Here is a 22,977-nt window from a genome sequence, read left to right as displayed (position 1 = left end):
AGAGTCCCAACCTTTCGAATTAGGTCATCACCGCTTGACACACATGCACTGACGCGAAACTGCGGCTCAGACCAATGGTACGTGGCCATGGGAGCCGGGCTTGATCCAACGCAAGGCCCTCGATACGGCTGCCCGATAAACTCACCGTCGAACCTACACGCGCAAACTCGGCAAAACAGGCTGAAGCCGCTGATGACGGATCAGCGTATCACGTGCACCGAGCACTTAGCGTGATGCACAACCCTGTTTGCAGTAGAACCAAGAAATATGTCCTCGAAGCCGGGCTTGTGCGATGCCACGATTATGCAATCTACATCGTTTTCGCCTGCGAAGTCGACAATAGCCCTGCCTGCATGCCCAGAGATAAGCTGAGCCTCCGCGCCCGGGATTTCAGAGGCCTTCTGATGTAGTTTTTCCAGAATTTCATGCCGCGTATTCGCGTGCACTTCGCTCGGAATCTGAGACCCTACATATGCAGGGATCGGCTCCTGGACGTGCACGACGATGAAGGCAGCGTCCGCATCGGCCAATTGGCGCGCAGCTTCAAAGGATGCTCGCGTGTCGTGGTCTTGGTCCAGCATGACAGGGATCAGGATGTTCTTATACATACGAACTCCTTTCTAAGGCTCCTGCGCCTTCAGTCTGATGTCTGCTGCGGAAGGAACCCTACACAGGTTCAAACTTCGAGGATTTCCCCGCACTCTTAGTCGCGGCCGCGACATCATCAACTGTTTTCTCTACAGCTTCAGCTTCGGTTTCAGCAACGTATGCTGCGCAGCGGGTCACGGTTTCGAACCATTCCTGAGCGTCAGCGACCAACCGTTCAGTCGAGTGACGCTGCCAGTCTGTGATGCTCTGAAGGGCTTTCGAGGGATCTGACGGGTTCGCAGAAGACACAGTACGTGCCGCTTGCAGCGCAGTCCGAACCGCCTCATGGCGTCGTTCGAACCAATGCTGCGCAAAGGTCTCTGTTTCTTTAAGCATTTTCTCTTGTGCATCCCAGAACTGTTCGATCTGAGCACCAAAGGCCGAATTGCCTGCAATTGGTGGCTGCATTTGTTTGAACACGTCCATGAGACTGGACGGAGGGTTAGATTTAGACTTCTTGGTCGACATCGAACTTTCCTCCTCATTCCGTGAATTCGCAATTCTAACAAATGCAAAGATTCTCCACCTTAATGCAGATCAAAATCCCATATTTTTAGGCTATTTAAATAGGCCCAAGGTGAATCGCCCTCATTTCCTCAGACATTGTTTTCTGGTAGGCCAGATTGGAGTGACACTAATCACAGCAAGTACTTAACGCTTGGTTATCTATGGACGTTGCCGGCTTTCTGATCACCCTTGGTTTTCTTTTCCTCGCCGGATTGGCGGTCGATCAGCTTGGCCGGGCCACGCATCTTCCTCGGGTTACAAACTTACTTTTCCTCGGTCTGATCGCCGGGAACGCCGGAATGGGGCTGATCCCGCACGAGGTTGATGTGGTTCGATGAAGTGTCCATTGTGGTCTTGACGATGGTCGCGTTTCTTCTTGGGGGTCTTTGACGCGGGAGAACTTCGCAAGCCATGGTCGAGCTATTCTGGCGATTTCGATTGTGGTTGCGACCGTCGTTATTGTGTCTGTCGGATTGACAGCAATTGGGCTGCCCTCTGGGTTGGCGTTGGTGTTGGCCGCAACAGCCACGTCAACAGCTCCGGCTGCAATGACCGATGTGATCAAACAATCTGGAACAACCAACAGTTTCACTGAAACGCTGAAGGGTGTGGTTGTAATTGATGACGCGTAGGGTCTTATCGTTTTCAGTATCGCCTTGGTTCTGGCTGGTCATGCGGACGGTTGGGCCACGGTCACGACCACGGTTCTGTTGCGAAGTTTACCGAAGTTCAGAGAAATACATCGGTCCTGCTTTGTTATGCGAGCAGTTCTTTGAATTGTTGAAAGGGACAGAGTCCTGGTGTGAATTGGCCTTTACGGATCATGTGCGCGACCACGATGCCGGCCAGAGTCGCTGAAGCCGAAGCAAAAGACTTGAAGCCGAGCATCGGACGAGTTCGTCTTTTGATGAAACGATGATCCTGTTCCACAATGTTGTTCAAGTATTTCCGCCTGACCATTTCAATTGGCACCGGGCAACCAAAGCCTTTCAACATCTTGTTTATGGCCTTGATGCCAGCCGTGTTAGCTCCGCTTTTGTCGATGACAATCTTTCTCGGAAGGCCGTTGACCTCCAGCGTCCGGGCGAAGAATTTGGTGGCGGCGGGTTTATTTCGACGCTGCGAAAGCATGAAACCAAGTATCTTACCGTGCTTGTCGACAGCTCGATAGAGATAAACCCACGCGCCTTTCACCTTGATGTAAGTCTCGTCCATACTCCAAGAACGATCGTAAGATTTTTTGCGGCGACGCGCGACCTCAGCAATCGCGCTAGAGTATCTTGTCACCCAGCGGTTCAGTGTAGTGTGGTCCACCGAAACACCGCGCTCACCCATGATTTCCTCCAAGTCACGGTATGAAACACCATATCGAACGTGGAAGAACACCGCGAATAGGATCATATCTTTCGGATATTGCGCACCCTTGAAGGAAATCATGAACTGACTTTCGGCTGAATTACACCGGCAGCTATTCACTCTCTGCGTTCTTGAGCGTCAATGGTCAAAGTGTGCAACAGAACCTTGAAGACCTGCACAGTGACGGCGTGAACATTAATCTACAGACTGCGCTCGACGAAAACGGTAACCCCGTCAATGGGCGTGGTAGTCAGCCGAACAAACATGACATTTTGACCGGCTCCGATTCCGCAGGTTACTTCTCTACGGCAGGTGGTGACACGACATGCAGCAACTGGACTTCGAACAGCGAGGGCGGATCTGCGATTGTCGGGCATCATGACCGTATCGGTCTCAACGTTGCCCGAAACATGGTGTCATGGAACTCATCGCACGGCTCGCGCGGTTGCGGGGAGGAACATCTGCCACGTTCTGGCGGTGCGGGCTTATTTTATTGCTTCGCAACCGACTGATCAGGCAGCATTGGTGCGCGTGTCACCCGCATTGCACCTGATATTGTCTGGTTGGCTTTAAAGGTCGCGTTCTGGAAACGGTTATTGGGCAGCAAAGCCCAATTGCTGTTTCGGCCTGTGGCCGACACCGAATTAGGAGACTCGCAATTTCTATCGACAGTTTTGCGGACACTGAGATTGGAAGACACTTGGCCGACGCTGCTCGTTGTTGCCGCATGGTTTTCTTCACCGGACTACCAGCATCAGGAAAGTCATTCCTGTTGCGCCAGCAGATATCCGTTTCGGTCTCCTTGGGACGTCGCGTGCATATCATGCGTTGGGATACAGGACTGGCGTCGTTTCAGACCGGGGACATACTCGCAAAGTATCCAGATGTTTCGGATGGAACTCACCCGTTGATCCGTAAGGCAGCCGGACTGTGGGGTCGGAGAGCCCTGGCGCGATGGTTGGTAGAGCATACCGACCCCACAGATATGATTATCGGTGAAGTCCCTATCATCGGAAACAGGTTTTCCGAGTTCATCCAGGCGCAGCCGGATCAGGTTGAACCAGCCTTAGCATCCGAGGAAACCACATTCATCTATCCTGTTCCCACAAAAAAATTGCGTGCCAATCTCGAAGCCATCCGAAGGTCTACGTTTGCGAACCCAAAACATCCTGATGAGGCCAGAGATGCACCTCCATCGACAATGGGACTGGCCTGGCGCCAGACATGCGCCAAGGCTGCGGACTTGGGCTTAGTCTCTCAGGTGGACATCCATTCTCCGTATGAGGAGACGATCTATGTCCGATTTTTTGAGCACTTGCTGCAACACCGAAACGCCGTCAGAATTGCGGTCGATACGATTTATTCAGATGCCGGGTCAGCCCATGACCTGGATGTGAACGTCTTAGAACTAAGTGCAAGCCCGAACGAAGTACAATGTGCAATCGCGGAGGTAGAGGCCGCTTGTACTGTCGAGGAAGCTGCCCGAGACGTTGAAAACTGGCATCAGATGTAGCCTCATGCAAAAGCCCGCTCCTTTACGCATCTCGGAAACTGTACTTCTAATTGTGAATGTCCGCTTCGGGCTGCTCTAGTCACTGATGCGAAGGGCGGCGAACGTCGACTTCGAGCCCATTTCGACCAATGCTGCGTGTTGATGGAATGGCAGCTTTTGTGACCTCGGGCAAAAAACTGCCAAATTCAATCAGAGCTTTGCGCAAGGATATGTGGCACAAGCTTTTACAGTGCTTCTCGCCACTCTACCTGCTGTGACCAAATTGTTCGTCTTCGGAACCCCGGCCGCAGCGGCATGTATTTCCCAGATGAATGCAAAACAGCAACTTCTTTCATTTGAGAACATCTACTCCAGCCAGAATTTCGTGCGTGGTCTCCCGTGCAGGCTGTCCAGCTTGCTTCTTCACTATACCCAGGAAGGCTCCAACTATAGCTGAAGTGGCCGGAAATCCAGCCGTCGTTGACATATCTCACAACGAATGTCGATATAGGGTGCTCAGCGCGGCACAACTCGAATATGGAACCAAAGCGGTTACTGTCATCCTGGCTGGGGAGAAAATGAGTTCAGGGGGCAGGAACTCACGCTCGCAGAGTTTTCTGCTAGCTCCCATTGCCTCCTGTCCAGCGCTATGAACGTCTGCCTTAAGATAACATGAGGAAACCATGCCGATTGAGGATCTGCCCGCCAATCTCCGACTATTGAGTGGATATGCCCGGTCCGTTTCGGACATAAGCCGCCGGCTGAAGATCAACCGCCAGCAGTTCGGCCGCTATCTTGCCGGCAAAACCCAGCCGTCACTGGCGAGCCTGAGGCGGATTTGCGACCATTTCGGCCTCGATGAAAATGAGATCTTTCTGGAACACCAGAAATTCAAGGAGTTGGTTCAGCTTCGCCCGGCAATTACCGGCGGCGGGCACGACCCTGCCCGCCAGTTCTTTGACCAATTGGTCCGGCCACAGGACCAGGAGGGCTTGCAGAAATTTGCTGGCTATTACCTTTTCTATTACTGGCCGGACCGGAAGCTTCCCTTCATCTATCGCAGCCTGGCTCGAATTTATTCCAAAAAAGGCAGCCTGATGTGCAAGCAGATCGAGCGGGTCTGCGGTGACAGCCATAATCTGCCGGAGGTTCTCAAATATGAAGGCCTGGTGTTCGGTTCCGCCGACCGGCTGATTATCATCGACCGCGAAAGAAGGGTCGGACGATCCTTGTGGCAAACGATCCTGTACGGTTCCGATTTTGAAGAACCCAACAGCCTGACAGGCCTGATGACGGGGATCGTCCCAGATAGTGTCCACCAGATCATTAGCATGCGCGTCTTCTGGCAGCCAATGGGCCGGGACCCAGACCTCAGGGCGCTGCTGCGAGCCTGCGGCCGAATCCCGGTCGATTCGCCTGAACTGGGTGACTACTTGAAATACTGTGTCGATAATGAGATCGGGCCGGATGATGAAGGTTTCACGCCGAGGTTCTAAACACGGGGACTCTTCGGCGCTGGGGCACCGTGGGCTGCTCGCAAGCAGCCCCTCGCTGATCAGAATTTCACTTCCGCAGTGACCGCGCGATGGTCCGATGGCCATGGCTCGACGGCCACGTCCGCTTGGGGGACGGCCTCGCCCCAGACCTGTGACTTCAGGATTTTCAGCCCGCTGCCCTTGACATAGATATAGTCGATCCGGTCCAGATGATCCTCGGGATCCGTGGGGTCCAGCCCGGGTGTCCAGGTGAAGCCCGGCTTGGCCACCTCATTGGGAAACGCCGTCCGATAGGCGTCAAGGAAACCCAGTTCCGCAAGTTTGCTGCTGACCGGATAGGCAACCGGCACTGGTTGCAGGCCAGCCGTAACGGCCCGGTCAGTCCAGTCGAGATGTGAGGGTTCATTGAAATCGCCAAAGACAAAACTGGCATCCGCAGGCCCGGCGACCGTCATGGCGTCAACCAGATCAGTCAGGCCGGATCCCCTTGCCTGCAAAGCAAAATGAACAGCCTCTTCCCCGGTTTGAATATAGGGGGCGGGGCCATATTCGATCTCCAACAGCTGGTAGGGCTGGTAGGGAAAGTCACTTAGGTGAATGTTATAGGCGTTGATGGTCCGACCATTAACATCGATGCGCACCCCCAGATTCTTGGGCAGCGGACCGTCGATGGGGTAACGGCTGATCACGGCATTGGCCCACAGGGCCGGGCTGTCGCCGGTTTGGTCGTAATGGTGATAGCCCAGGGCAGCCGCAAGTTTGGCCGCGACGCTTTCCCCTGTGGGCGGGCAGCTTTCCGCCTCGCAGGGATCGCCTTCCAGGCGTGTTTCTTGCAGGCCAATGATATCTGCTCCGGCACGGCGGATTACATCGGCCGTCTCATCGACAGGTTTCTGCTCGTTGGCACCGCCGCCCCAGATGTTGAAGGTCATGACAGTCAGCGTGGTTTCCGCCCGGGCCGGCAATATGGATCCCAGCGTGATCAGTAGGCCGATCGTAGAGCCGGCAAGTTTTTTTAAGAAAGTCATCATTCTCATTCCCGGTTGCTGATTGAGAGGGCGGACAACCCGCATGGCCCGAGTGCCGCCTGTCCTGATAGCAAGCCATCGAACCTTCGAATGGCGCAATTGAAATATGATCAAAAAGTTAGCGCTGTTTGGCGGGTAGGAGTATCAAAGTGCTGCAGGTGGCAAGGAAAAGCGGACACAGTGGCAGGGATAGATAAATTTTTGCGGGAGTGGATCGCAGTAAATTCACGCCGTTCGCCTATCTGCTTCACCGCACTGCGCACACAGAAATTGCCGAAAAACCAATTGTAAAGTAGGGCTCGCTTTTGGCACGAGCGTGCGCCTTCTCTTGTGACGGAAGGACCTGCCGCGGTTCTGTTGCAAACTATTGAGCATGGCGAACTGATTCAGCGATCGCATCGGTATTAACCGGCTAGTTCGGCGAATTGTTTTAATACACAGACTCCAGGCGTGAGTTGACCTTTCCTGATCATGTGCGCAGTTTCGATTCCAGCCAGAGTTGCTGAAGCTGAATTGAAGGATTTGAAACCAAGCATCGGACGGGTTCGCCTTTTGATGAACCTGTGATCTTGTTCTACGATGTTATTGAGGTGTTTTCGTCTGACCATCTCGATGGGAATGGGACATCCAAAGCCTTTGAGCATTTTGTTGATGGCCTTCAGGCCCGCAGTATTGGCGCCGCTTTTGTCGATGACAAACTTTCGTGGCGACCCATTAACTTCCAGCATCCGGGAAAGGGTTTTAGTGGCAGCTGGCTTGTTGCGGCGCTCAGATAACATAAAATCAAGGGTGTTTCCTGCTTTGTCGACTGCTCGAAAAAAAATCATCCATTTGCCACGAACCCGTATGTAGGTTCTTTAATTGAGCAGCAGCTCTCGATGAGATTAGTCCGGTATCGACCATAAAATTGAGAGAGGGCTATTCACTGGCTACATCCATGACCGTCGATGGTCAAAACTTTGCAACAGAGCCGGCTGAGCTCTGTGTACTGTGCCGCTAATTGCCCGGCTGTACCCCCAATTCCAAGACGGTGCATTCTCGGGATAAGTTGTGTGTCAGACAGACGGGAACAGGAACCCTCATTGGATGGTTCCGTTGCAAAGTTTTGGTTGGATGACAAGAACGCGCTGTGGCAGCGGGTTTAAGAGGCGAGTACCGCGAACTGGCGAAACGGGCAGAGTCCGGGCGTGATCTCCTCGTTCAGTTATAAATTTCGCAACAAAGACTGCACGCATACCTACGAGAAGCCTAGAAGTAGTGATCAATGCTTAAGTCAGACCAATCGTGCTTTGCCTGCCAAACTACATCTTCACACTTGGCACAGCCCAATTCCAAGGCTTCACCAGGGGGACGACTTCTCACAAAGCGTTGAAAAATGTTCGTGGGCCGCTCGAAGGTGTGAGATGAGGCGTTGTTGGATGAACTCGACAAACCAATCCCGTCTGAGATGATTGCCCTGATGCTGAAAACAAATCCGGCTCTCGTTCGGCGTACAATGGGCGGTTTGAAAAAATCTGGTTTGGTGGGCTCGAACAAAGGGCAAAATGGCGGTTGGTACCTTAAAAAACCCTTGTCTGAGATATCGCTCAAGGAAGTCTATATCGCCCTGGGAGAGCCCAAGCTTTTTGCCCTTGGGGTAACGGATAACTCTCCGACATGCCTGCTTGAGAAGGCTGCCAACAAGGCCACACTTGATGCGCTGGACGCAGCCAGGGAGACATTCGAGAACTCCTTGAATGGATTAAACGTGTCTGATCTCGTCGGCGAAGTGCGAGAAGAAGTAAAACAGTTTCAATTGAGAGATGGTGTTCCCGGTTCCTACGTATAATTGTCTCACGCCAGGGGAATATAGCCGACCAGGATGATCAGTTTGGTTTCGGTCCTTGCCCTGATCCGCAATTTGCTCGGAAACGGTTTTGTGGCACGGTTTCGGCCGCTTCAATGCCTACGCTATTTGGCCAAATCACTGCTGAGCATATCGATGAATCGGCGAACGCGCGGCTCCAATAGACGCTTGTGCGGGTAAAGTGCAATGATGGGAACACGACCAGTAGAAACGTGAGGTAACACCTGTTGCAGGCGTCCTTCCGAGACGTCGTGGCTGATCAGTAGTTGCGGCAAAAGGGCAATCCCTAGCCCTAGAATAGCTGCCTCACGCAGCGCTTCCGCACTGTCGAGCCGCAGACGGACGTGTCCCATTGCACGAACCCAAGTGCCATCTTCTTCTTGCAAGTGCCATCCCTGCCTTTCGCCGCGGCTGGCAAATTGTAGAAGGTCGTGGCGACTGAGTTGTTCTATGTTCAGGGGATTATCGCGCGCTTCAAAATAGGATGGGGCAGCACACAAGACTGTTTCGTCCCGTAGGAGCGTTCTTGTGACAAAACTCTGGTCAGGAGAGTGTACGCCAACGCGTATGGCCAGATCAAAGCCTCTTTCAATGATGTTGTCCACTCGGTCTGAGAGCGACAGGTCAATTTGCGTTTCAGGCCAGGCCTCGAGGTATTTTTGAACAGTCGGCAAAAGCAATTTGCGTCCCAATGCGTCAGGTGCGGTTATCCGCAGTGTCCCGCGGGGCACGCCTTGATCATTCTTGACGCTGCTATCAGCTTCTTCAATCGCGTCTCTGATCAAAACACCATGTTCGTAAAGACTGCGTCCTTCTTCGGTCAGGTTGAGTGTACGGGTGGTGCGGTTTAGCAGGCGGGTACCATAAGCGTCTTCCAACCGCACAACGGCCTTTCCCGCGGTTGATCTCGACAAACCGAACGACTTACCTGCGGCAACAAAACTCCCAGTTTCCACAACCGCTAAAAAGACGAGTATGTCATTAACTTTCGATCCAATCATGACATCGCATTGTAGCATAAAGGTCGCTAAAGAAGCGAATCCCGTTCGCCAAATAGCGCGGTTATTTCTTCACCATAGCAAATCATGAAGGGAGAGACTTATGTCTGCTGCTATTGATCGTTTAAACCCACCCGCTTTGCCGGATGCTGGAAAGATAGGCTATTCGCAAATTTCTATTGCTCAAACGGGACCCCTGGCATTTGTATCCGGCCAGGTGGCTTGGCGTCCGGATGGGGCAGCGACCCCAGCTTCCTTAGCTGAGCAAACGGCTGTTGTTGTCAAAAACCTTCAAGGCGCATTGGATGCACTGCACGCGACAACCGACGATATTGTCCAGATGCGTATCTACATGACGGAGCTCACGGATGAGACGCAAGGCATCGCAATGACAGAGATACTGAAGTTTCTCGATGGCGCCCAACCAAGTCTGACGGGGATTGGTGTGGCAGCATTGGCTGCACCAGATCTACAGATTGAAGTTGAGATGACCGTCAGTGTTTCAGGCTAATCAGCCTTGCTGACGGTGATCAGTCGCGTTGATACCGTTCAGCCGGTGACAGCTTTCCCTTTCCTCCCGGGGTTAAGCTGTCACTCCAAAACGCATCCGGTAGGCGTTTGGCGTCATGCCGGTAAACCTTTTGAAGACCTTTCGGAAAGCTGACGGATCTTCATACCCAACACTCCACGCAATTTGGTCCACAGTCATCTGGGTAAGTTCGAGCTGCTCACGCGCTTTCGCAATTCGAACGTTCTGCACATATTCCGTTGGTTTCAATCCAGTCGCCGCCGAAAAACGGCGCAGAAATGTGCGCTCACCCAAACCCGCCAACTTAGACAGCTCAAGCGCCGAATACGCGTGTTCGGGACGGGCGTGCATATTGTGTTGCACTCGAAGGATCGTCTCATCGCCGTGATCGAAGGATGGGATGAAGGCTGCGAAAGGGCGTTGCGAGCTTCGCGGTGGATCAACCAGCAGGAAGCGTGCTGTGGCTAACATAACGCTAGGTCCCATAAGACGTTCGACCAATGTCAGACCAAGATCGGTCCAGGCAAGAATTCCGCCTGCTGTGATAATGTCGCCATCATCAAGGACCATATGCCGCTCGGCCACGTCGACGTCTGGAAAACGCTCGGCAAGCTGTCTTGCAAACGCCCAATGTGTGGTAATCCGTCGACCACCGAGCAAACCTGTCCCGGCAAGGACAAATGCACCAGCACAGACAGAGCCAATGCGAGTGCCGGTCCTATGCTGGTCTTTTAGCCACTCTGCTTCAATCGTTGTATCGGGCATGCGTTCCGGCACGATGATACTTGGTGGCAGGATAATGTAATCGAGTTTGTGCGTTGGTCCGGGGTGGCTATCCCAAATGCAAACCGGTGATCCGTTGTCACCTCGCTGCCAATGACTTACGCGAATGTACGTTCGGCCGGCTTCCGGCGTCCACTCGGTCGCGATGCGAAAAAGGTCAGTCAGGCCGTGTATCGCGGAGAGCTGGCATCCCGGGTAAGCCAGTAGTCCAATCTCTGCTGAGCATTTCATTGCCACATTGTCAGTTTTGGACCGGTAATTGTCAATTCCGCCAATCCCAGGCTCGTGGGTTGGCTCGTATCTCCTTGTCATCGACGACGAAACCAAAAGGAGGGCCAACTGATGACCCAAACGATCAAACCAAACTCCGCACCGAACCGCCGCGACGTGCTCCTGACCGGTATCGCGGCGTCAGCTGGCGCCCTCGCGCCACGCGTCTCAGCAGCGCAGAACCAACCGCAAACAGACCTGAAAGGAACCTTTGAAATGTCGACCTTTAGTACAGCTGATGGCACTGAAATCTTCTACAAAGACTGGGGGCCCAAGGATGCTCAGCCAATCGTTTTCCATCACGGCTGGCCTTTATCGAGTGATGATTGGGACAACCAAATGCTCTTCTTCGCGGCCAACGGTTATCGTGTTATTGCACACGACCGCCGAGGGCATGGGCGCTCAAGCCAAACTGATCTCGGCCATGACATGGACACATACGCAGCCGATGTTGCTGCGTTGGTCGCTCATTTGGACTTGCACAACGCAATTCATGTAGGACACTCAACCGGCGGCGGGGAAGCGGCACGCTATGTTGCCCGGGCCGAACCGGGGCGTGTAGCCAAGGCAGCCCTGCTTGGCGCGATCCCACCGCTCATGCTGAAGGCAGAGGCAAACCCAGATGGTATTCCGAAGGAAGTCTTTGACGGGTTCCGCGCTGCCCTTGCAGCAAACCGAGCACAATTCTATCTCGATGTCCCGTCAGGCCCGTTTTTTGGGTTCAACCGGGAAGGTGCGCAGGTCAGCCAGGGTCAGATACAGAACTGGTGGCGCCAAGGTATGATGGGAAGCGCATCCGCCCACTATCAATGCATCGCAGTTTTCTCTGAAACAGACCAGACCGAGGATTTGAAGGCCATCGATGTTCCCGTTATCGTTATGCACGGTGATGATGACCAGGTGGTGCCTATCGCGAACTCCGCCAAAAAGGCTGTTAAGTTGCTCAAGAACGGGACACTCAAGGTCTATGAGGGACTCTCGCACGGGTTCTTCGCTACCAACCCTGATCAGGTGAATGCCGACCTGTTGTCGTTTATTGAAGAGTGATCTTCAGGAACTGCGAGGGCTCACGCACTTCGCAGTTCCGCCTTAGAGTTACGAATTTATCTTCGCTAAATGACCAGAGCGGCGAGGGCGATGATCGAGGCAAATACCTTCAGACGCCGTTCTTCAGATGGGGGTAACTCCCAAGGTGGTTTGAGCCCGGTGGTGTGCGGATGCCCCTTCGGGTTCATTGAGATTCTGGTTGAGGTTGAAGCGGATCCAGAACGAGCAACATACCAAAGCATGCCAAAACCAGCGTCTCCAAAAGCTGTAGTCTCTCACTATTGAATGCCGTTGACCGAATATCCAACGTGTCCTCGACCGATCAACGTATGAACAGGTCTTTCTCCAAATAAGAGCGGGGTACAATCTCATAGGCGGAGAAATCGGTGGTGCCTGTAGCTCTAAGAACGTTATCGTCGATAAGAAACTCACCAGTGCGCCTCGCTGGGTTGTCCGTTAGAATGACATGCGCTGCATCCGCCTTGTTCTCAGGACATCGGCAACCGGCATCCTCGAGGTCAAAGGCCTTGCTTGCCACTGTTTTTATCATTGATCGTGGCCAGAGCTTCGTCACGCGGGGCTCTGCTCCAAATTCCGCCATGACCGGTATGCAGTGCTTAACCGCTGTTCACCTATTGATGACGCGACCATTGGTGGCCGTATCGATTGCGATGCGTCGTGATCCTACCGCAGGAGAAAGGCTACGCATGGCATTCCCTGGTCAACGCAATGTAGTGGATCAATTGGTTCACCTTTCAGGCAGTTCACCGAGCCCGGCGAAAGATGTCCTCAAAATTCAGAAGTTCTGGGTCCCAGCACGAAAACGCGACAACACAACGACACCCGATTTTTTGGCGGCGACAAAACAAGCAATCGAACAACTCGGTGTAAATGCGGTCCATGTGGAATTGCTCCGATGTGCGGATCGCATCCTGGAGAAAAGCTGACGCTAGCCTGTGGATATCCGAGAATTAAGGGCACATAGTCGGATCAAATGTCCCACAATGTATTTGCGTCCAGTAATTAAGGGCACAATGACTCCAAGTCAGTCATGTAGGCGGCGGCGGCAATGACAAGAAGTACGGCGGTCCCGGCCAGGGACCAGGTATGTCAATTGCGCCAGTCCCACCGATGAGTAAGAGATTTAATGTTCATTGGTCCTACTCCACGCTGCAACATCGAAGCTCTGCGCAAATGGGTGGTGGCTGGTGCGGTTTCAATTTTGTGGTTTTTTGGGTCGCTTATTCTATGTGTTTGAAAGAATTTATTTATTTGTGGGATCGATAGTATCGGTGTGAAAATTTCATGACTGTTTGATCTACGCGTCGACGCAGGTTCTTCCCAAATTCAGAGCAATGAAACCCACCAGTCTGGAAGTGCCAAATGTCACCCAAAACAATTGTGTTCAACGCCGATGCTCGGCAAAAAATGATCAAAGGCGTCAACGTTCTGGCAGATGCCGTAGCCGTCACACTTGGCCCTCGTGGTCGGAACATCATGATCGATAAAAGTTTCGGTGCGCCCCGGACAACCAAAGACGGTGTTTCGGTGGCCAAGTCCATCGAACTGGCGGACCCTTATGCCAACATTGGTGTCCGTCTGATCCGAGAAGCTGCGGAGCGCACGGCAAAACTCGCAGGCGATGGCACCACTACGGCGACCGTACTCGCCCGCTCTATCCTGCGAGAGGGCAACAAGGCCGTCGCCGCTGGTATGAATGCGATGGATGTCAAACGCGGTATCGACGCTGCCACCCGCGCCCTGGTCGTGGAACTCGACCTGTTGTCCCGCCCCGTTGAAAGCAGTGAGCAAATCCGTCAGGTTGCGACCATCGCATCGAACGGCGATGAAGAGGTTGGCCATATCATCAGCGATGCCCTTGAACGTGTCGGCCGCGAGGGAGCGGTCACCGTCGAAGAGGCCCAGTCGCGCGAGATGGAGCTCGAGGTCGTAGACGGCATGCAGTTCGATCGTGGTTATCTCTCGCCTTATTTCGTAACGGAACCTGGAAAGATGGCGGTCGAACTCGACGAGCCATTCATCCTGCTGCATGAGAAGAAGCTTTCCAGCCTGAGGCCGCTTGTTCCGATCCTTGAAGCCGTGATTGAGGCGGGCAAACCAATCCTCGTAGTTGCCGAAGATGTCGATGGCGAAGCGCTGGCCTCGCTGGTCGTCAACAAATTGCGTGGCAGTCTCAGATGCGCTGCCGTCAAGGCCCCTGGTTTTGGTGATCGTCGGAAAGCGATGTTGCAAGATATTGCAGTCCTCACCGGCACGACAGTTGTTTCCGAGGATCTTGGAGCGAAGCTTGAAAACGTGACCCTCGATATGCTGGGCCGGGCAAAGCGGATTCTGATCACCAAAGATGACACAACGATCGTTGACGGCGCGGGAACGCCAGACGACATCGCGGCGCGGTGCACGTCAATCCGGGCACAAATCGAAGAGACCACTTCGGACTATGACCGTGAGAAGCTTGAGGAGCGTCTGGCGAAGCTTTCAGGCGGTGTGGCGGTGATCCATGTTGGCGGCGTCACAGAGATTGAGGTGAAGGAGCGGAAGGATCGCGTAGACGATGCGCTTCACGCGACACGCGCCGCCGTTGCCGAAGGCATTGTGCCAGGGGGCGGCACCGCCCTCTTGCGTGCGTCGCTCGCGATGAACCCGGAAGGGTTGGTCAACGATGAAATGCGCACAGGCGCCGCGATTGTGCGCCGAGCAGCGACCGAGCCCGTGCGCCTGATCGTGCGCAACGCCGGCAAGGATGGGGCGGATATCGTCGATCAGTTGATGCGCGAGAACAACACGGCGTGGGGGTATGACGCCGAGACCGATCAGTATGCCGACATGATCGAAGCCGGGATCGTCGATCCGACAAAAGTAGTGCGGATTGCCCTTCAGGATGCGGCTTCAATCGCTGGGCTCATGATGACGACAGAGGCAGTTGTGGCCGAGAAACCAAAACTCCGCAGGCGGGGTACGCCCGGGCAGAACTATGTCGATGATCTCGCAGGCATTGACTTCTGATATCCCGCGCGGCGGCACATTCGCCGCGTGGATCAACTTTTAACATGTGAGACACGTCAATGATCCGGTCTTGGATCGACACCCTACGCCTTTGGGTATCAAAACGCTCGGACCGAAGGGAATCGAAAACAGCGCCCTCCACACCGCAGGATGACCTTCCCGAGCATTGGGACCCGCCGGAGGCACTACAATACGAGTGCGATTGGGAGAGCATGTCGGGATCACGTTACCCAGAGGAAATGGGGTTGGAAGATTGGGACGAACGACCAAGACGCGGCGGCCGTGGTCGTTATCGCGGATAGCGCGCTAATCCATTCACCAATCTATTGCATTGGCAATGGGAGAAAACGATGGATCGCATACTTATCGCCACCGACCTCTCTGTGCGTTCTGCCCACGCGCTTAGACGCGGTTTTATGCTGGCGTCTGCACTCGGTGCCCATGCCCGGGTTGTTTCTGTTGTTGACGATGCCATTCCTGAAATTTTGGTCGAAGGCCTGGTAACCGGCAACACCAAAGAGATCCGGCGCAAGACCGCCGATCTGGTCAACGAGTTGCCATGCAACTACGAAATCAGGGTATCGGCAGGGGATGTCGCCGGGGTGATTGTCAGACAGGCCGCGGAATTCGACGCCAAACTGATCTTACTGGGCCTGCATCGGGACCGCGCGTTAATCGACAGTTTCCGTGAAACAACGATGGAGCGCATCGCCCGGCTGAGCCACATCCCGGTGTTATTGGCGCGCAATGCCGCCGAAGGCGCGTATCAAAACGTTCTGTGTGCCATTGACTTTTCACCGGCATCGACTGCCGCCGCAGCAGTCGCAGGTAAAATTGCTGGAAACGCCAACTTCACAATTTTTCACGCCCATCAGTTGATTCATCACATGCGTGCTGAATTCCCCGTGAATGTTGGACTGTTCACGCAACAAGCCGAGGCGGAATGTCGAAACTGGTCCGAGGCGACCCCGGAGGTTTCCGCGCTTGGCAAGGTTGATCTGATTGAAGGCCAATTTGAAAGTATCTTGAAAAAGCAGGTCACTCGTCACAAGCCCGACCTTCTCGCTGTGGGCGCGCATTCCCGGCCGGCCTTGGTTCGATATCTGTTCGGGAGTTTCGTAAGGGACTTGATACGCAACCCGCCGACCGACCTTTTGGTGTGTCAACCTTGAAACATTAGGCGGATGTCAGATCGGATCGAACCACACAGAGCAGGCATATCGCCGTGTCAGTTCCTCACCAGCCTGAATGGCGCGCATGGCCCGCAGTGTCACTGTCCAGCCGGTATCGCGGTCAAAAGCCGCGGCTGTCTGAGTGTTGGGTGTGTCGGAATGGTTGACCAGTGTAGAAAGACCCAACACCAGCAGTCCGCCCTCGGGGTCCCCGGGATGGGCAAGACAGTAGTCATCCAGTGCGGTCAGAGTGATGGCATCCGTCATCCGTGTGTCCAGTTCGAGCGCAGGGGCCCTTTCCAGGACCTCTCCGGCTCTGATCGGAAAGTCAGCGAACACGCCGCGGCCTTTGCCTATTGTGGAGCGAACGGACAGCTTCACGACTTTCATGCAGCCAGCACTTTTGCGTAGATTGCTTTGCCGTCGCCTTCCCGGTAGAAATCACCAAGTTCGGCAGCAAGGTGATAACCCTGGCGCAGATAGAAAGCGCGTGTGCTTGCGTAGGCCGGGCTGGACGAGGTGTCGATGAAGACTTGACGGCCTCCGGCGCGGTCAATGGTGGTCTCTATGCGATGCAATATCTCGGCGCCCAAACCTTTGCCTTGTAGTTCGGGCTGAACCGCGATCCAGTAGAGATCCCAGCTCATCTCCGAGCCGGGGATCATGCCATAGCAGGCAAATCCCTCCAAGCGGTCTCCTCGGCTGGCAAAAAGGAAATAGTACCCAGATGCACGGCCCCGCGCGATGCGCTCTTCCGCCAGTTCTTTTGCAATCGCGATTTCCTCGGCCGAAAACCGATCCGTTGCTGCGACAAGTGTGCGGATTTGTGTCGGGTCGTCGGGTCTGACCACAGTGCGCCATCGTCGCGGCATATGATTGGGTTTTGCTTGTGACCACTTTCCAACCGAATGCCGCTTCGAATTTAGCCCGCTCGCGAAGCTTTCGAAAAAGGCTCGTGCGTTCGGACCGAGTGTCCTGATCCGGTATCCGCCTTCTTGAACCAGTACCGTCGGATATCCTTGCTGCGCAATGCGCGCGCCGATGCGGCGAAAATCCTCAGGGCGGTTGGACCAGGTTCCTGTCGGGTCGCCACGGCCCGTGTCAAACCCCAGCGACACAACAAGATAATCGGGGCAAAACTCCGTGATCCGTGCCAGCGCCTGATCCAAGGCCAGGAGATATTTCGACGGGGATACAGTTTCAGATAGCGGAATGTTGAAGTTATAGCCAGCACCCGCTCCGAGCCCGGTCTCGTCTCGAAACCCGGTAAAATAGGGGTAGGCAAAGCTCGGGTCGCCGTGGATGGAAACGGTCAGCACATCGGCGCGCTCGTAGAAGATGTCCTGCTGGCCATTGCCGTGGTGATAGTCAATGTCAAGGATTGCAACTTTACCATAATGCGAGAGGTAGTTGGCGGCGATAGCCCCGTTGCAGAGATAGCAGAAACCGCCAAACGTCTTGCGTTCTGCATGATGACCTGGTGGGCGCACAAGCGCATAGGCTGCCGGAGCGCCACCCAGAACTGCTTCAGCTGCGGTCAGCGTGCAATCGACAGCGCGCCGCGCCGCGGGCCAGGCGTTTCGGTTGATGGGCGTGAAGGTGTCGATGCACCAATAACCTGCCAGCACCGATCGCTCTTTCGGGGGGCGCGTCGCATTGCGCACCGGGAACACATAAGGATAGATAGAGGTCTTCTCCGGCGCTTCCGCGCATGCGCTCTTGAGGTAATTGATCAGCCGGGCGTCATGCACTTCGCGTATCCACCGGTCGGGGAAATGGCGAGTCTCGTAGCGGACGAACAGGCCCGTTGCGTCGAGGTCATCGAGGATTGAGTTGATCCGGATCGGGCTTTCGACATAGCCTCGCTCGCGGATGTGATGGATGTCGTGCCGGTCATTGACGATCAGCGGAATGGGTCGGCGCATTTCGTTGGGCGTGGCGACAGTCCTGGTCCCCTTATAGCGGGGTTGGCGCAGCGTATAAGCTCCTTTGTGGACCGACCCCACGACCTCGGCCACATAGTCCGGTGGGCAGAGCGTGCCGTATTTCCGTTCCAGTATCGCCCGTACGATGTCTTGCAGCCTAGCGGCGTCCGGCAGGCCGAACCGGCCCAGCCCGTCGAAGACGAGATGCGGCATGTCGGCATCTTCGGGCGAAAGCGGTGTTTCATAAGCCGTGCCGACAATCGGGCGTGCTCCGAACCGTTCATAGAATTTTAGCCGCGCCGAATTCTGAACTCGGAGGGTTGGATCAAGGCTGTGCTCAGGATCGTCCGGCAGACATTCAAAATACAGGCCTTCTGCGCCGAGTGCTGCTGCCTCAAGCCGCACACGCTCATAAAGCGCACCACCCGCGCCGCGACCGGGTTTCGTGCCAGGCGCTGTCGCCAGCATGTCAAGAAAGGCAAACGCCAGTTCGGGATCATATAGCATCACGGCCGCTGCGCGGACATGGGACCGTGCGTCCTCGGCCACCAGCAATTCGGCAACAAACCGATGAGTGAACGGGTCCGTGAGGCGTGCGGGAAGTGTATCGATGTCTTCCGGAGCCATGCCGGGAATCTGGGCCCGCAGGATGGCCTGAGCCTCGGCAACGGCGTTTCGATTATTTGGTGCCCGTGTATCCGGGACTTTTCGTATGCGGAACATCTCAGGCCGCCTGTTTGGACGACTTCAGAGCGGACGACACGATCGCGGATATCACGTCATTAAAGCACAAACCGACCTCTGCGGCGGCTGCGACAAAACCAGCGTCAGGTGCAAGACATGGGTTGGTATTGACCTCAAGGATCCAGGGTTGTCCCGCATCATCGACTCGGAAGTCGATGCGGGCGTAGCCCGATAGTCCGAAGAGTTCCCAGCATGCGCGGGCCAGGCGTTGCAGCTCTTCCAGCAGTGCATCGTCGGTGCTTGGAAAGTCAAAGTTTCGTGGGGTGTTTTGATAGCCGTGGCTGTCCTCGACCCACTTGGCGTCGTAATCGACGATGTGATGAGCGTGATCCCCGTAGCCCAGAAAGAGTGTCTCGGCCGGGGGCAGGATGCGCACGCCGTCGCTGGTTTCGAGCAGGGATAGGGCGAACTCGCGGCCATCGATAAAGGCCTCGGCAAAATGGGGATCGCCCGTTTGAGCCATCCTCTCGGCGATGATCTGCGCCGCGCGCCTACCCGACATAACGGATGTCTGGTCGATGCCGATCGAGGCGTGTTCCGTGATCGACTTGACGATCACCTTGGGCGCTCGCGCAAGAGATACGCCATTCTGGCTCCAGGCCGGTGTCGGCAATCCAGTTGATCGCATTCGAACCTTCTGTGCGATCTTGGAACGGCAGATCCACGATGGCTCGCCGCCGCAGCCGGTAAAGAGCAGGCCGCGACGCGCAAGGCCCTTGGGGATGGCAGCTGCAGGGCTGGCGATCCCGTCAATCGCCTCTACGAGGTTGAAGACAAGATCAGGTCGGTCGGCGGCAACCGCATCCAAAGAGTCCGCGCCCTGATCCAAAATGTGAAGCCACGACTTGGCCCCGAGAGTGACAAGCGCATCGCGGACCGCAAGCGCGGTTCGCACGGTGTCTCGTTCGTCCGGTGTGTTCCCGGTGGCCCCGAGTAGGACGGGGATATTCAAGTGTTTCATAGTGTGACGCGCTGCGCCTCCTGGTGTTGGTCAATCCGCGAAAGCGCCGCCGTGACAATTCCAGCGATCAGATCATCGTAGGAAAGCCCGGCCTTGCCCGACAGGATCGGCAGATCTGAATGTGTTGGGTGCAGGCCCGCTAGAGTGTTGACTTCGAGAAATTGCGGCCGACCGGTCACATCGGATCGAAGGTCAATTCGTGCCGCGTCGAGACACTGCAACGCGCGGTAGGCGCCAAGCGCGACACGCCCTGCTTCGCGCGCCTCAGCATCATCGGCGAGGGCGTAGAGAACATGGGCGTCGCAAAGCTCCTTGTTCCGGAAGCTGTAGATCTGATCGCCCGAACGGTCGCTCATCATGACCTCCATCACCGCGATGACACGCGCTTGTACACCGTTACCAAGGATACCAACTGTGAACTCGCGCCCAGTAAGGTAGGTTTCGGCAAGAACGGGCTGTGCGAAGCGAGCGATCAGGTCCTGCGTGACGCGGGCAGCGGTTTGCGCATCGACAACCTTGGAGGCGTTTTCGCAGCCCTTTCCGGTTCCTTCGGCCAACGGCTTGAGGAACAGGGGGAACGGCAATTCCGAGTTCGCGACATCTTCTGTGCTTTCAAACACAGCAAAGGGCGCGGTCGGCAGACCGGCATCGTGCACGATCCGCTTTGCCATCGCCTTGTCCAGGCCAAGCGCCTGCGTCAGCGGATCAGAGAAAGTATAGGGAATGCCGTAGGCTTCCAGCAGCGCCGGGACTTGTGCTTCGCGCGAGCGGCCCGAGACCCCTTCGGCAATGTTGAACACAAGATCCCAGCTATTCCCGGCCACTAGCCGGGAGGTCAGCGCTCGGATGTTGCCGATCCGGTCGGTCAAATGCCCGGCGCGCGCAAGCGCGGTCTCCAACGCCTCGACAGTCTCGGGGCTGTCGAATTCGGCCAGCGCCTCTTCGGACAGGCCCATGTTGGCGTAATCGTCGCGCAGATCATATGTCAGCCCGATCAGCATGGCGCGCCCTCCACAGCAGACGCGCCGCTCTCAAGCGGATCGTGATAGCGATAGCGCTGGCCTTCGAAGTTGCGCAGGATCAAATCATCACCGTCGCGACCCACGACATAATCGGGGAGCAGAGGTATCTTTCCACCGCCGCCAGGGGCATCGATAACGAATTGTGGGACGGCATAGCCAGTTGTGTGCCCGCGCAAGCCTTCGATAATCTCCAACCCTTTCGCAATAGGCGTACGGAAATGGGTCGAGCCGGTGATTGGATCGCATTGATAGAGGTAATAGGGTTTCACCCGGCGCTTCAGCAGCCCGAGGTTCAACGCCTTCATGGTTTCCACGCTGTCGTTGATCCCCTTCAGAAGAACCGTTTGCGACCCAAGGGGAATTCCCGCATCGGCGAGCCGTGCATAGGCCTCGGTGACTTCCGGTGTCAACTCATTCGGATGCGTCGCATGGATCGACAGCCAGAGCGGGCGGTGTTTCTTCAGCACCCGGACCAGATCTCGGGTGATCCGCATCGGCAGAACTGTCGGAACTTTCGTACCCATGCGCACGAACTCAACGTGCGGAATGGCGTGCAGCCGGCCCAGAAGGTAGTCGAGTTTCTCATCCGATATAGTCAGAGGATCGCCGCCGGATAGCAGGACGTCGCGAATTTCGGGGTGTGCATCGATATAACCGAGCGCCTGCTCCCATTGGCGGGTCGAAAATTGGTATTCGCCGCCCGATTGCCCGACCATGCGCGACCGGGTGCAGTAGCGACAATAGGTTGAACAGGTCCCCGTGGTCAGGAATAGCACACGGTCGGGATAGCGATGAACGAGGCCCGGCACAGATGTATCATGATCCTCGCCAAGAGGATCATCCGCCTCACCAGGCGCGCGCAGGTATTCGTGGCCCACCGGTATATGCGTCCGGCGAAGCGGTTCCATCGGATTGCTGAGACTCATGAGGCTGGCATAATAGGGCGTAATCCCCACGGGCAGCCCGCCTGCGTGGCGGCTGACCGCCTCACGCTCCTCGACTCCGAGATCGAAGATGCGCTCCAGCTCTGAAACCGTGCGAATGCGGGCGCGCATCTGCCAGCGCCAGTCGTTCCAGTCCGCCGCTGTCGAATCGGGGAAAAAGCGCTGTCGAAACCTGCCGGTATCTTTTCCAATGAGAAACCGTGTCGCCCGTGCTGTCGCCCGTCGTGGTTCAGGTCTGGATTGGTTCAGAATAGAAGGTATTGCGGTTGTCCCAGCGATAAATCTGAGATCCGGAGGCTCCGTGAAGGGAGCGTTGTCTTGATCCATTTCGAAATGGTTCCAGCGCTGAATGCGCCGTCGCGCGCCAATCGTCGTTTCTGTCGCGGCATTCAGACAGGGCGAAGATGCGCTCACATTTTTCTCAAATCAAGAAGCTTTCAAAAATATCTTCTCGATCCGCTTAGTGTGGCGTGGTCATTGCAGGCAAAGCTGCCAGATATACCAGATAGGCCGTTAGTAGCACTGCTCTCTCACCACGTTGCACCCGCCAGCCCGTGACGGCTACGACAATAAGGGCCGCAGTCGCGGCGAGCATTATCCAGATGTAGAACATCGCAAATTCCTGTGGCATTGTGTTCGGCGCCACAGCGGCGGTTACGCCCAAAATACCCAGTATATTGAAGATGTTACTGCCGACGATATTACCGAACGCGATGTCCCCTTGGTCCCGCGCGTGGCGATGTCCGAGGCCACCAAATCGGGCAGCGACGTGCCGACCGCCACGATGGTTGGGCCGATAACCGTTTCTGACACACCCGCGATTCGGGTCAGGACAATGGCGCTTCCCACCAGCAACCGCGCCCCAAGGATTGTGAGCGCCAAACCGCCGACGAATCTCAGCACAAGAAGCCAGACCGATTGCGGCAGAGCGGGCACCGCCGCAGCTTCTACCGCATGCAGCGCGGCGGAGGCAGACCCGCTTCAACGTTCGTAATGCCAAGAGAGCAGAATGTATCCAGCTAGCGCGGTTACGGTGAGTTTTGTTGTTGGTTGATCTGCCAATCTGCGACACCGCAGAACACGTGCGCGCCACTCTAACACCCTGATCGGTGCTAAGTTCCAAGATCCAAGTAGCGTCTTGTTGCTTCAAAATGCAGCCGCACGCCTGCTGCGCATGCGGAA

The 22,977-nt window shown here is 55.5% G+C and carries 20 protein-coding genes and 2 pseudogenes; 9 read left to right on the top strand and 13 right to left on the bottom strand.

Annotated features, from left to right (window positions below; genetic code table 11):
- Window positions 1–200: 200 nt before the first annotated feature.
- A complete protein-coding gene (locus tag ACR0IM_RS16845) occupies window positions 201–608 on the bottom strand; it encodes a universal stress protein (protein ID WP_480682606.1) in 408 nt (135 codons plus the stop codon).
- A gap of 58 nt (window positions 609–666) precedes the next feature.
- A complete protein-coding gene (locus tag ACR0IM_RS16840) occupies window positions 667–1,116 on the bottom strand; it encodes a phasin family protein (protein ID WP_480682605.1) in 450 nt (149 codons plus the stop codon).
- Between the two features lie 200 nt (window positions 1,117–1,316).
- On the opposite strand from ACR0IM_RS16840, the gene ACR0IM_RS16835 reads away from it, so the two are divergent.
- Entirely contained in the window at window positions 1,317–1,493 is a 177-nt protein-coding gene (locus ACR0IM_RS16835; protein ID WP_480643641.1) for a hypothetical protein, read from the top strand.
- A 418-nt stretch (window positions 1,494–1,911) separates the two neighbouring features.
- Here ACR0IM_RS16835 and ACR0IM_RS16830 read toward each other — a convergent pair whose 3' ends face one another.
- Window positions 1,912–2,592: an IS6 family transposase gene (locus ACR0IM_RS16830; protein WP_480682604.1), complete on the bottom strand. Its 681-nt coding sequence runs from the start codon at window positions 2,590–2,592 to the stop codon at window positions 1,912–1,914.
- 619 nt (window positions 2,593–3,211) lie between these two features.
- Between ACR0IM_RS16830 and ACR0IM_RS16825 the strand changes: the two genes are divergently transcribed.
- Window positions 3,212–4,024, top strand: a complete 813-nt coding sequence (locus tag ACR0IM_RS16825; RefSeq protein WP_480682603.1) for a DEAD/DEAH box helicase family protein — start codon at window positions 3,212–3,214, stop codon at window positions 4,022–4,024.
- 662 nt (window positions 4,025–4,686) lie between these two features.
- A complete protein-coding gene (locus ACR0IM_RS16820) occupies window positions 4,687–5,499 on the top strand; it encodes a helix-turn-helix domain-containing protein (RefSeq protein ID WP_480643665.1) in 813 nt (270 codons plus the stop codon).
- Between the two features lie 59 nt (window positions 5,500–5,558).
- Here ACR0IM_RS16820 and ACR0IM_RS16815 read toward each other — a convergent pair whose 3' ends face one another.
- Window positions 5,559–6,530, bottom strand: a complete 972-nt coding sequence (locus ACR0IM_RS16815; protein WP_480682602.1) for an endonuclease/exonuclease/phosphatase family protein — start codon at window positions 6,528–6,530, stop codon at window positions 5,559–5,561.
- Window positions 6,531–6,931: 401 nt separating this feature from the next.
- Window positions 6,932–7,381: pseudogene (locus ACR0IM_RS16810) on the bottom strand (IS6 family transposase); the annotation flags it as partial.
- A gap of 560 nt (window positions 7,382–7,941) precedes the next feature.
- Here ACR0IM_RS16810 and ACR0IM_RS16805 point away from each other — a divergent pair.
- Window positions 7,942–8,355, top strand: a complete 414-nt coding sequence (locus ACR0IM_RS16805) for an RrF2 family transcriptional regulator (protein ID WP_480682601.1) — start codon at window positions 7,942–7,944, stop codon at window positions 8,353–8,355.
- 122 nt (window positions 8,356–8,477) lie between these two features.
- Here the strand turns inward: ACR0IM_RS16805 and ACR0IM_RS16800 are convergent, their stop codons facing one another.
- Window positions 8,478–9,374 (bottom strand): LysR family transcriptional regulator, encoded by an 897-nt coding sequence (locus tag ACR0IM_RS16800; protein WP_480596794.1) that lies wholly within the window; start codon window positions 9,372–9,374, stop codon window positions 8,478–8,480.
- 100 nt (window positions 9,375–9,474) lie between these two features.
- Between ACR0IM_RS16800 and ACR0IM_RS16795 the strand changes: the two genes are divergently transcribed.
- Window positions 9,475–9,882, top strand: coding sequence for a RidA family protein (locus tag ACR0IM_RS16795; protein WP_480682600.1), 408 nt, complete (start codon window positions 9,475–9,477; stop codon window positions 9,880–9,882).
- A 72-nt stretch (window positions 9,883–9,954) separates the two neighbouring features.
- Here ACR0IM_RS16795 and ACR0IM_RS16790 read toward each other — a convergent pair whose 3' ends face one another.
- Complete coding sequence (locus ACR0IM_RS16790; RefSeq protein WP_480682616.1) at window positions 9,955–10,914, bottom strand: GlxA family transcriptional regulator; 960 nt, start codon at window positions 10,912–10,914, stop codon at window positions 9,955–9,957.
- A gap of 111 nt (window positions 10,915–11,025) precedes the next feature.
- On the opposite strand from ACR0IM_RS16790, the gene ACR0IM_RS16785 reads away from it, so the two are divergent.
- The 4 genes from ACR0IM_RS16785 (at window position 11,026) to ACR0IM_RS16770 (ending at window position 16,199) form a co-directional block, all read left to right on the top strand.
- Entirely contained in the window at window positions 11,026–12,000 is a 975-nt protein-coding gene (locus ACR0IM_RS16785; RefSeq protein ID WP_480596801.1) for an alpha/beta fold hydrolase, read from the top strand.
- Between the two features lie 527 nt (window positions 12,001–12,527).
- Window positions 12,528–12,947 (top strand): hypothetical protein, encoded by a 420-nt coding sequence (locus tag ACR0IM_RS16780; protein ID WP_480682599.1) that lies wholly within the window; start codon window positions 12,528–12,530, stop codon window positions 12,945–12,947.
- Between the two features lie 436 nt (window positions 12,948–13,383).
- A complete protein-coding gene (groL, locus tag ACR0IM_RS16775) occupies window positions 13,384–15,027 on the top strand; it encodes a chaperonin GroEL (RefSeq protein WP_480682598.1) in 1,644 nt (547 codons plus the stop codon).
- Window positions 15,028–15,353: 326 nt separating this feature from the next.
- Window positions 15,354–16,199: a universal stress protein gene (locus ACR0IM_RS16770; RefSeq protein WP_480682597.1), complete on the top strand. Its 846-nt coding sequence runs from the start codon at window positions 15,354–15,356 to the stop codon at window positions 16,197–16,199.
- A gap of 15 nt (window positions 16,200–16,214) precedes the next feature.
- On the opposite strand, the gene ACR0IM_RS16765 is transcribed toward ACR0IM_RS16770, so the two are convergent.
- The 6 genes and pseudogenes from ACR0IM_RS16765 to ACR0IM_RS16740 form a co-directional block, all read right to left on the bottom strand.
- Entirely contained in the window at window positions 16,215–16,589 is a 375-nt protein-coding gene (locus ACR0IM_RS16765; RefSeq protein ID WP_480682596.1) for an SET domain-containing protein-lysine N-methyltransferase, read from the bottom strand.
- Window positions 16,586–18,847: a GNAT family N-acetyltransferase gene (locus ACR0IM_RS16760; protein WP_480682595.1), complete on the bottom strand. Its 2,262-nt coding sequence runs from the start codon at window positions 18,845–18,847 to the stop codon at window positions 16,586–16,588. The genes ACR0IM_RS16765 and ACR0IM_RS16760 overlap by 4 nt, the downstream gene beginning before the upstream one ends.
- Window position 18,848: 1 nt before the next feature.
- On the bottom strand, window positions 18,849–19,829 hold the full coding sequence (locus tag ACR0IM_RS16755) for a D-alanine--D-alanine ligase family protein (protein WP_480596814.1): 981 nt from the start codon (window positions 19,827–19,829) through the stop codon (window positions 18,849–18,851).
- Window positions 19,826–20,830 (bottom strand): D-alanine--D-alanine ligase family protein, encoded by a 1,005-nt coding sequence (locus ACR0IM_RS16750; protein ID WP_480682594.1) that lies wholly within the window; start codon window positions 20,828–20,830, stop codon window positions 19,826–19,828. Before ACR0IM_RS16750 ends, ACR0IM_RS16755 begins: the two co-directional genes overlap by 4 nt.
- Entirely contained in the window at window positions 20,824–22,122 is a 1,299-nt protein-coding gene (locus ACR0IM_RS16745; RefSeq protein WP_480682615.1) for a KamA family radical SAM protein, read from the bottom strand. Before ACR0IM_RS16745 ends, ACR0IM_RS16750 begins: the two co-directional genes overlap by 7 nt.
- A 133-nt stretch (window positions 22,123–22,255) precedes the next feature.
- A pseudogene (locus ACR0IM_RS16740) lies at window positions 22,256–22,644 on the bottom strand (sodium:calcium antiporter).
- Window positions 22,645–22,977: the final 333 nt, after the last annotated feature.

Source organism: Ruegeria sp. BF6 (genome assembly GCF_056538665.1).
The sequence above is the reverse complement of the archived record's forward strand: the minus strand, read 5'-3'. Positions and strand labels throughout refer to the sequence as shown.

What these genes read in the sequence shown, in the direction of transcription:
- ACR0IM_RS16845 (WP_480682606.1), bottom strand. Translation starts at nt 608, where the DNA reads ATGTATAAGAACATCCTGATCCCTGTCATGCTGGACCAAGACCACGAC.
- ACR0IM_RS16840 (WP_480682605.1), bottom strand. Translation starts at nt 1,116, where the DNA reads ATGTCGACCAAGAAGTCTAAATCTAACCCTCCGTCCAGTCTCATGGAC.
- ACR0IM_RS16835 (WP_480643641.1), top strand. Translation starts at nt 1,317, where the DNA reads ATGGACGTTGCCGGCTTTCTGATCACCCTTGGTTTTCTTTTCCTCGCC.
- ACR0IM_RS16830 (WP_480682604.1), bottom strand. Translation starts at nt 2,592, where the DNA reads ATGATTTCCTTCAAGGGTGCGCAATATCCGAAAGATATGATCCTATTC.
- ACR0IM_RS16820 (WP_480643665.1), top strand. Translation starts at nt 4,687, where the DNA reads ATGCCGATTGAGGATCTGCCCGCCAATCTCCGACTATTGAGTGGATAT.
- ACR0IM_RS16815 (WP_480682602.1), bottom strand. Translation starts at nt 6,530, where the DNA reads ATGATGACTTTCTTAAAAAAACTTGCCGGCTCTACGATCGGCCTACTG.
- ACR0IM_RS16800 (WP_480596794.1), bottom strand. Translation starts at nt 9,374, where the DNA reads ATGATTGGATCGAAAGTTAATGACATACTCGTCTTTTTAGCGGTTGTG.
- ACR0IM_RS16795 (WP_480682600.1), top strand. Translation starts at nt 9,475, where the DNA reads ATGTCTGCTGCTATTGATCGTTTAAACCCACCCGCTTTGCCGGATGCT.
- ACR0IM_RS16790 (WP_480682616.1), bottom strand. Translation starts at nt 10,914, where the DNA reads ATGAAATGCTCAGCAGAGATTGGACTACTGGCTTACCCGGGATGCCAG.
- ACR0IM_RS16785 (WP_480596801.1), top strand. Translation starts at nt 11,026, where the DNA reads ATGACCCAAACGATCAAACCAAACTCCGCACCGAACCGCCGCGACGTG.
- groL (WP_480682598.1), top strand. Translation starts at nt 13,384, where the DNA reads ATGTCACCCAAAACAATTGTGTTCAACGCCGATGCTCGGCAAAAAATG.
- ACR0IM_RS16765 (WP_480682596.1), bottom strand. Translation starts at nt 16,589, where the DNA reads ATGAAAGTCGTGAAGCTGTCCGTTCGCTCCACAATAGGCAAAGGCCGC.
- ACR0IM_RS16760 (WP_480682595.1), bottom strand. Translation starts at nt 18,847, where the DNA reads ATGTTCCGCATACGAAAAGTCCCGGATACACGGGCACCAAATAATCGA.
- ACR0IM_RS16755 (WP_480596814.1), bottom strand. Translation starts at nt 19,829, where the DNA reads ATGAAACACTTGAATATCCCCGTCCTACTCGGGGCCACCGGGAACACA.
- ACR0IM_RS16750 (WP_480682594.1), bottom strand. Translation starts at nt 20,830, where the DNA reads ATGCTGATCGGGCTGACATATGATCTGCGCGACGATTACGCCAACATG.
- ACR0IM_RS16745 (WP_480682615.1), bottom strand. Translation starts at nt 22,122, where the DNA reads ATGGATCAAGACAACGCTCCCTTCACGGAGCCTCCGGATCTCAGATTT.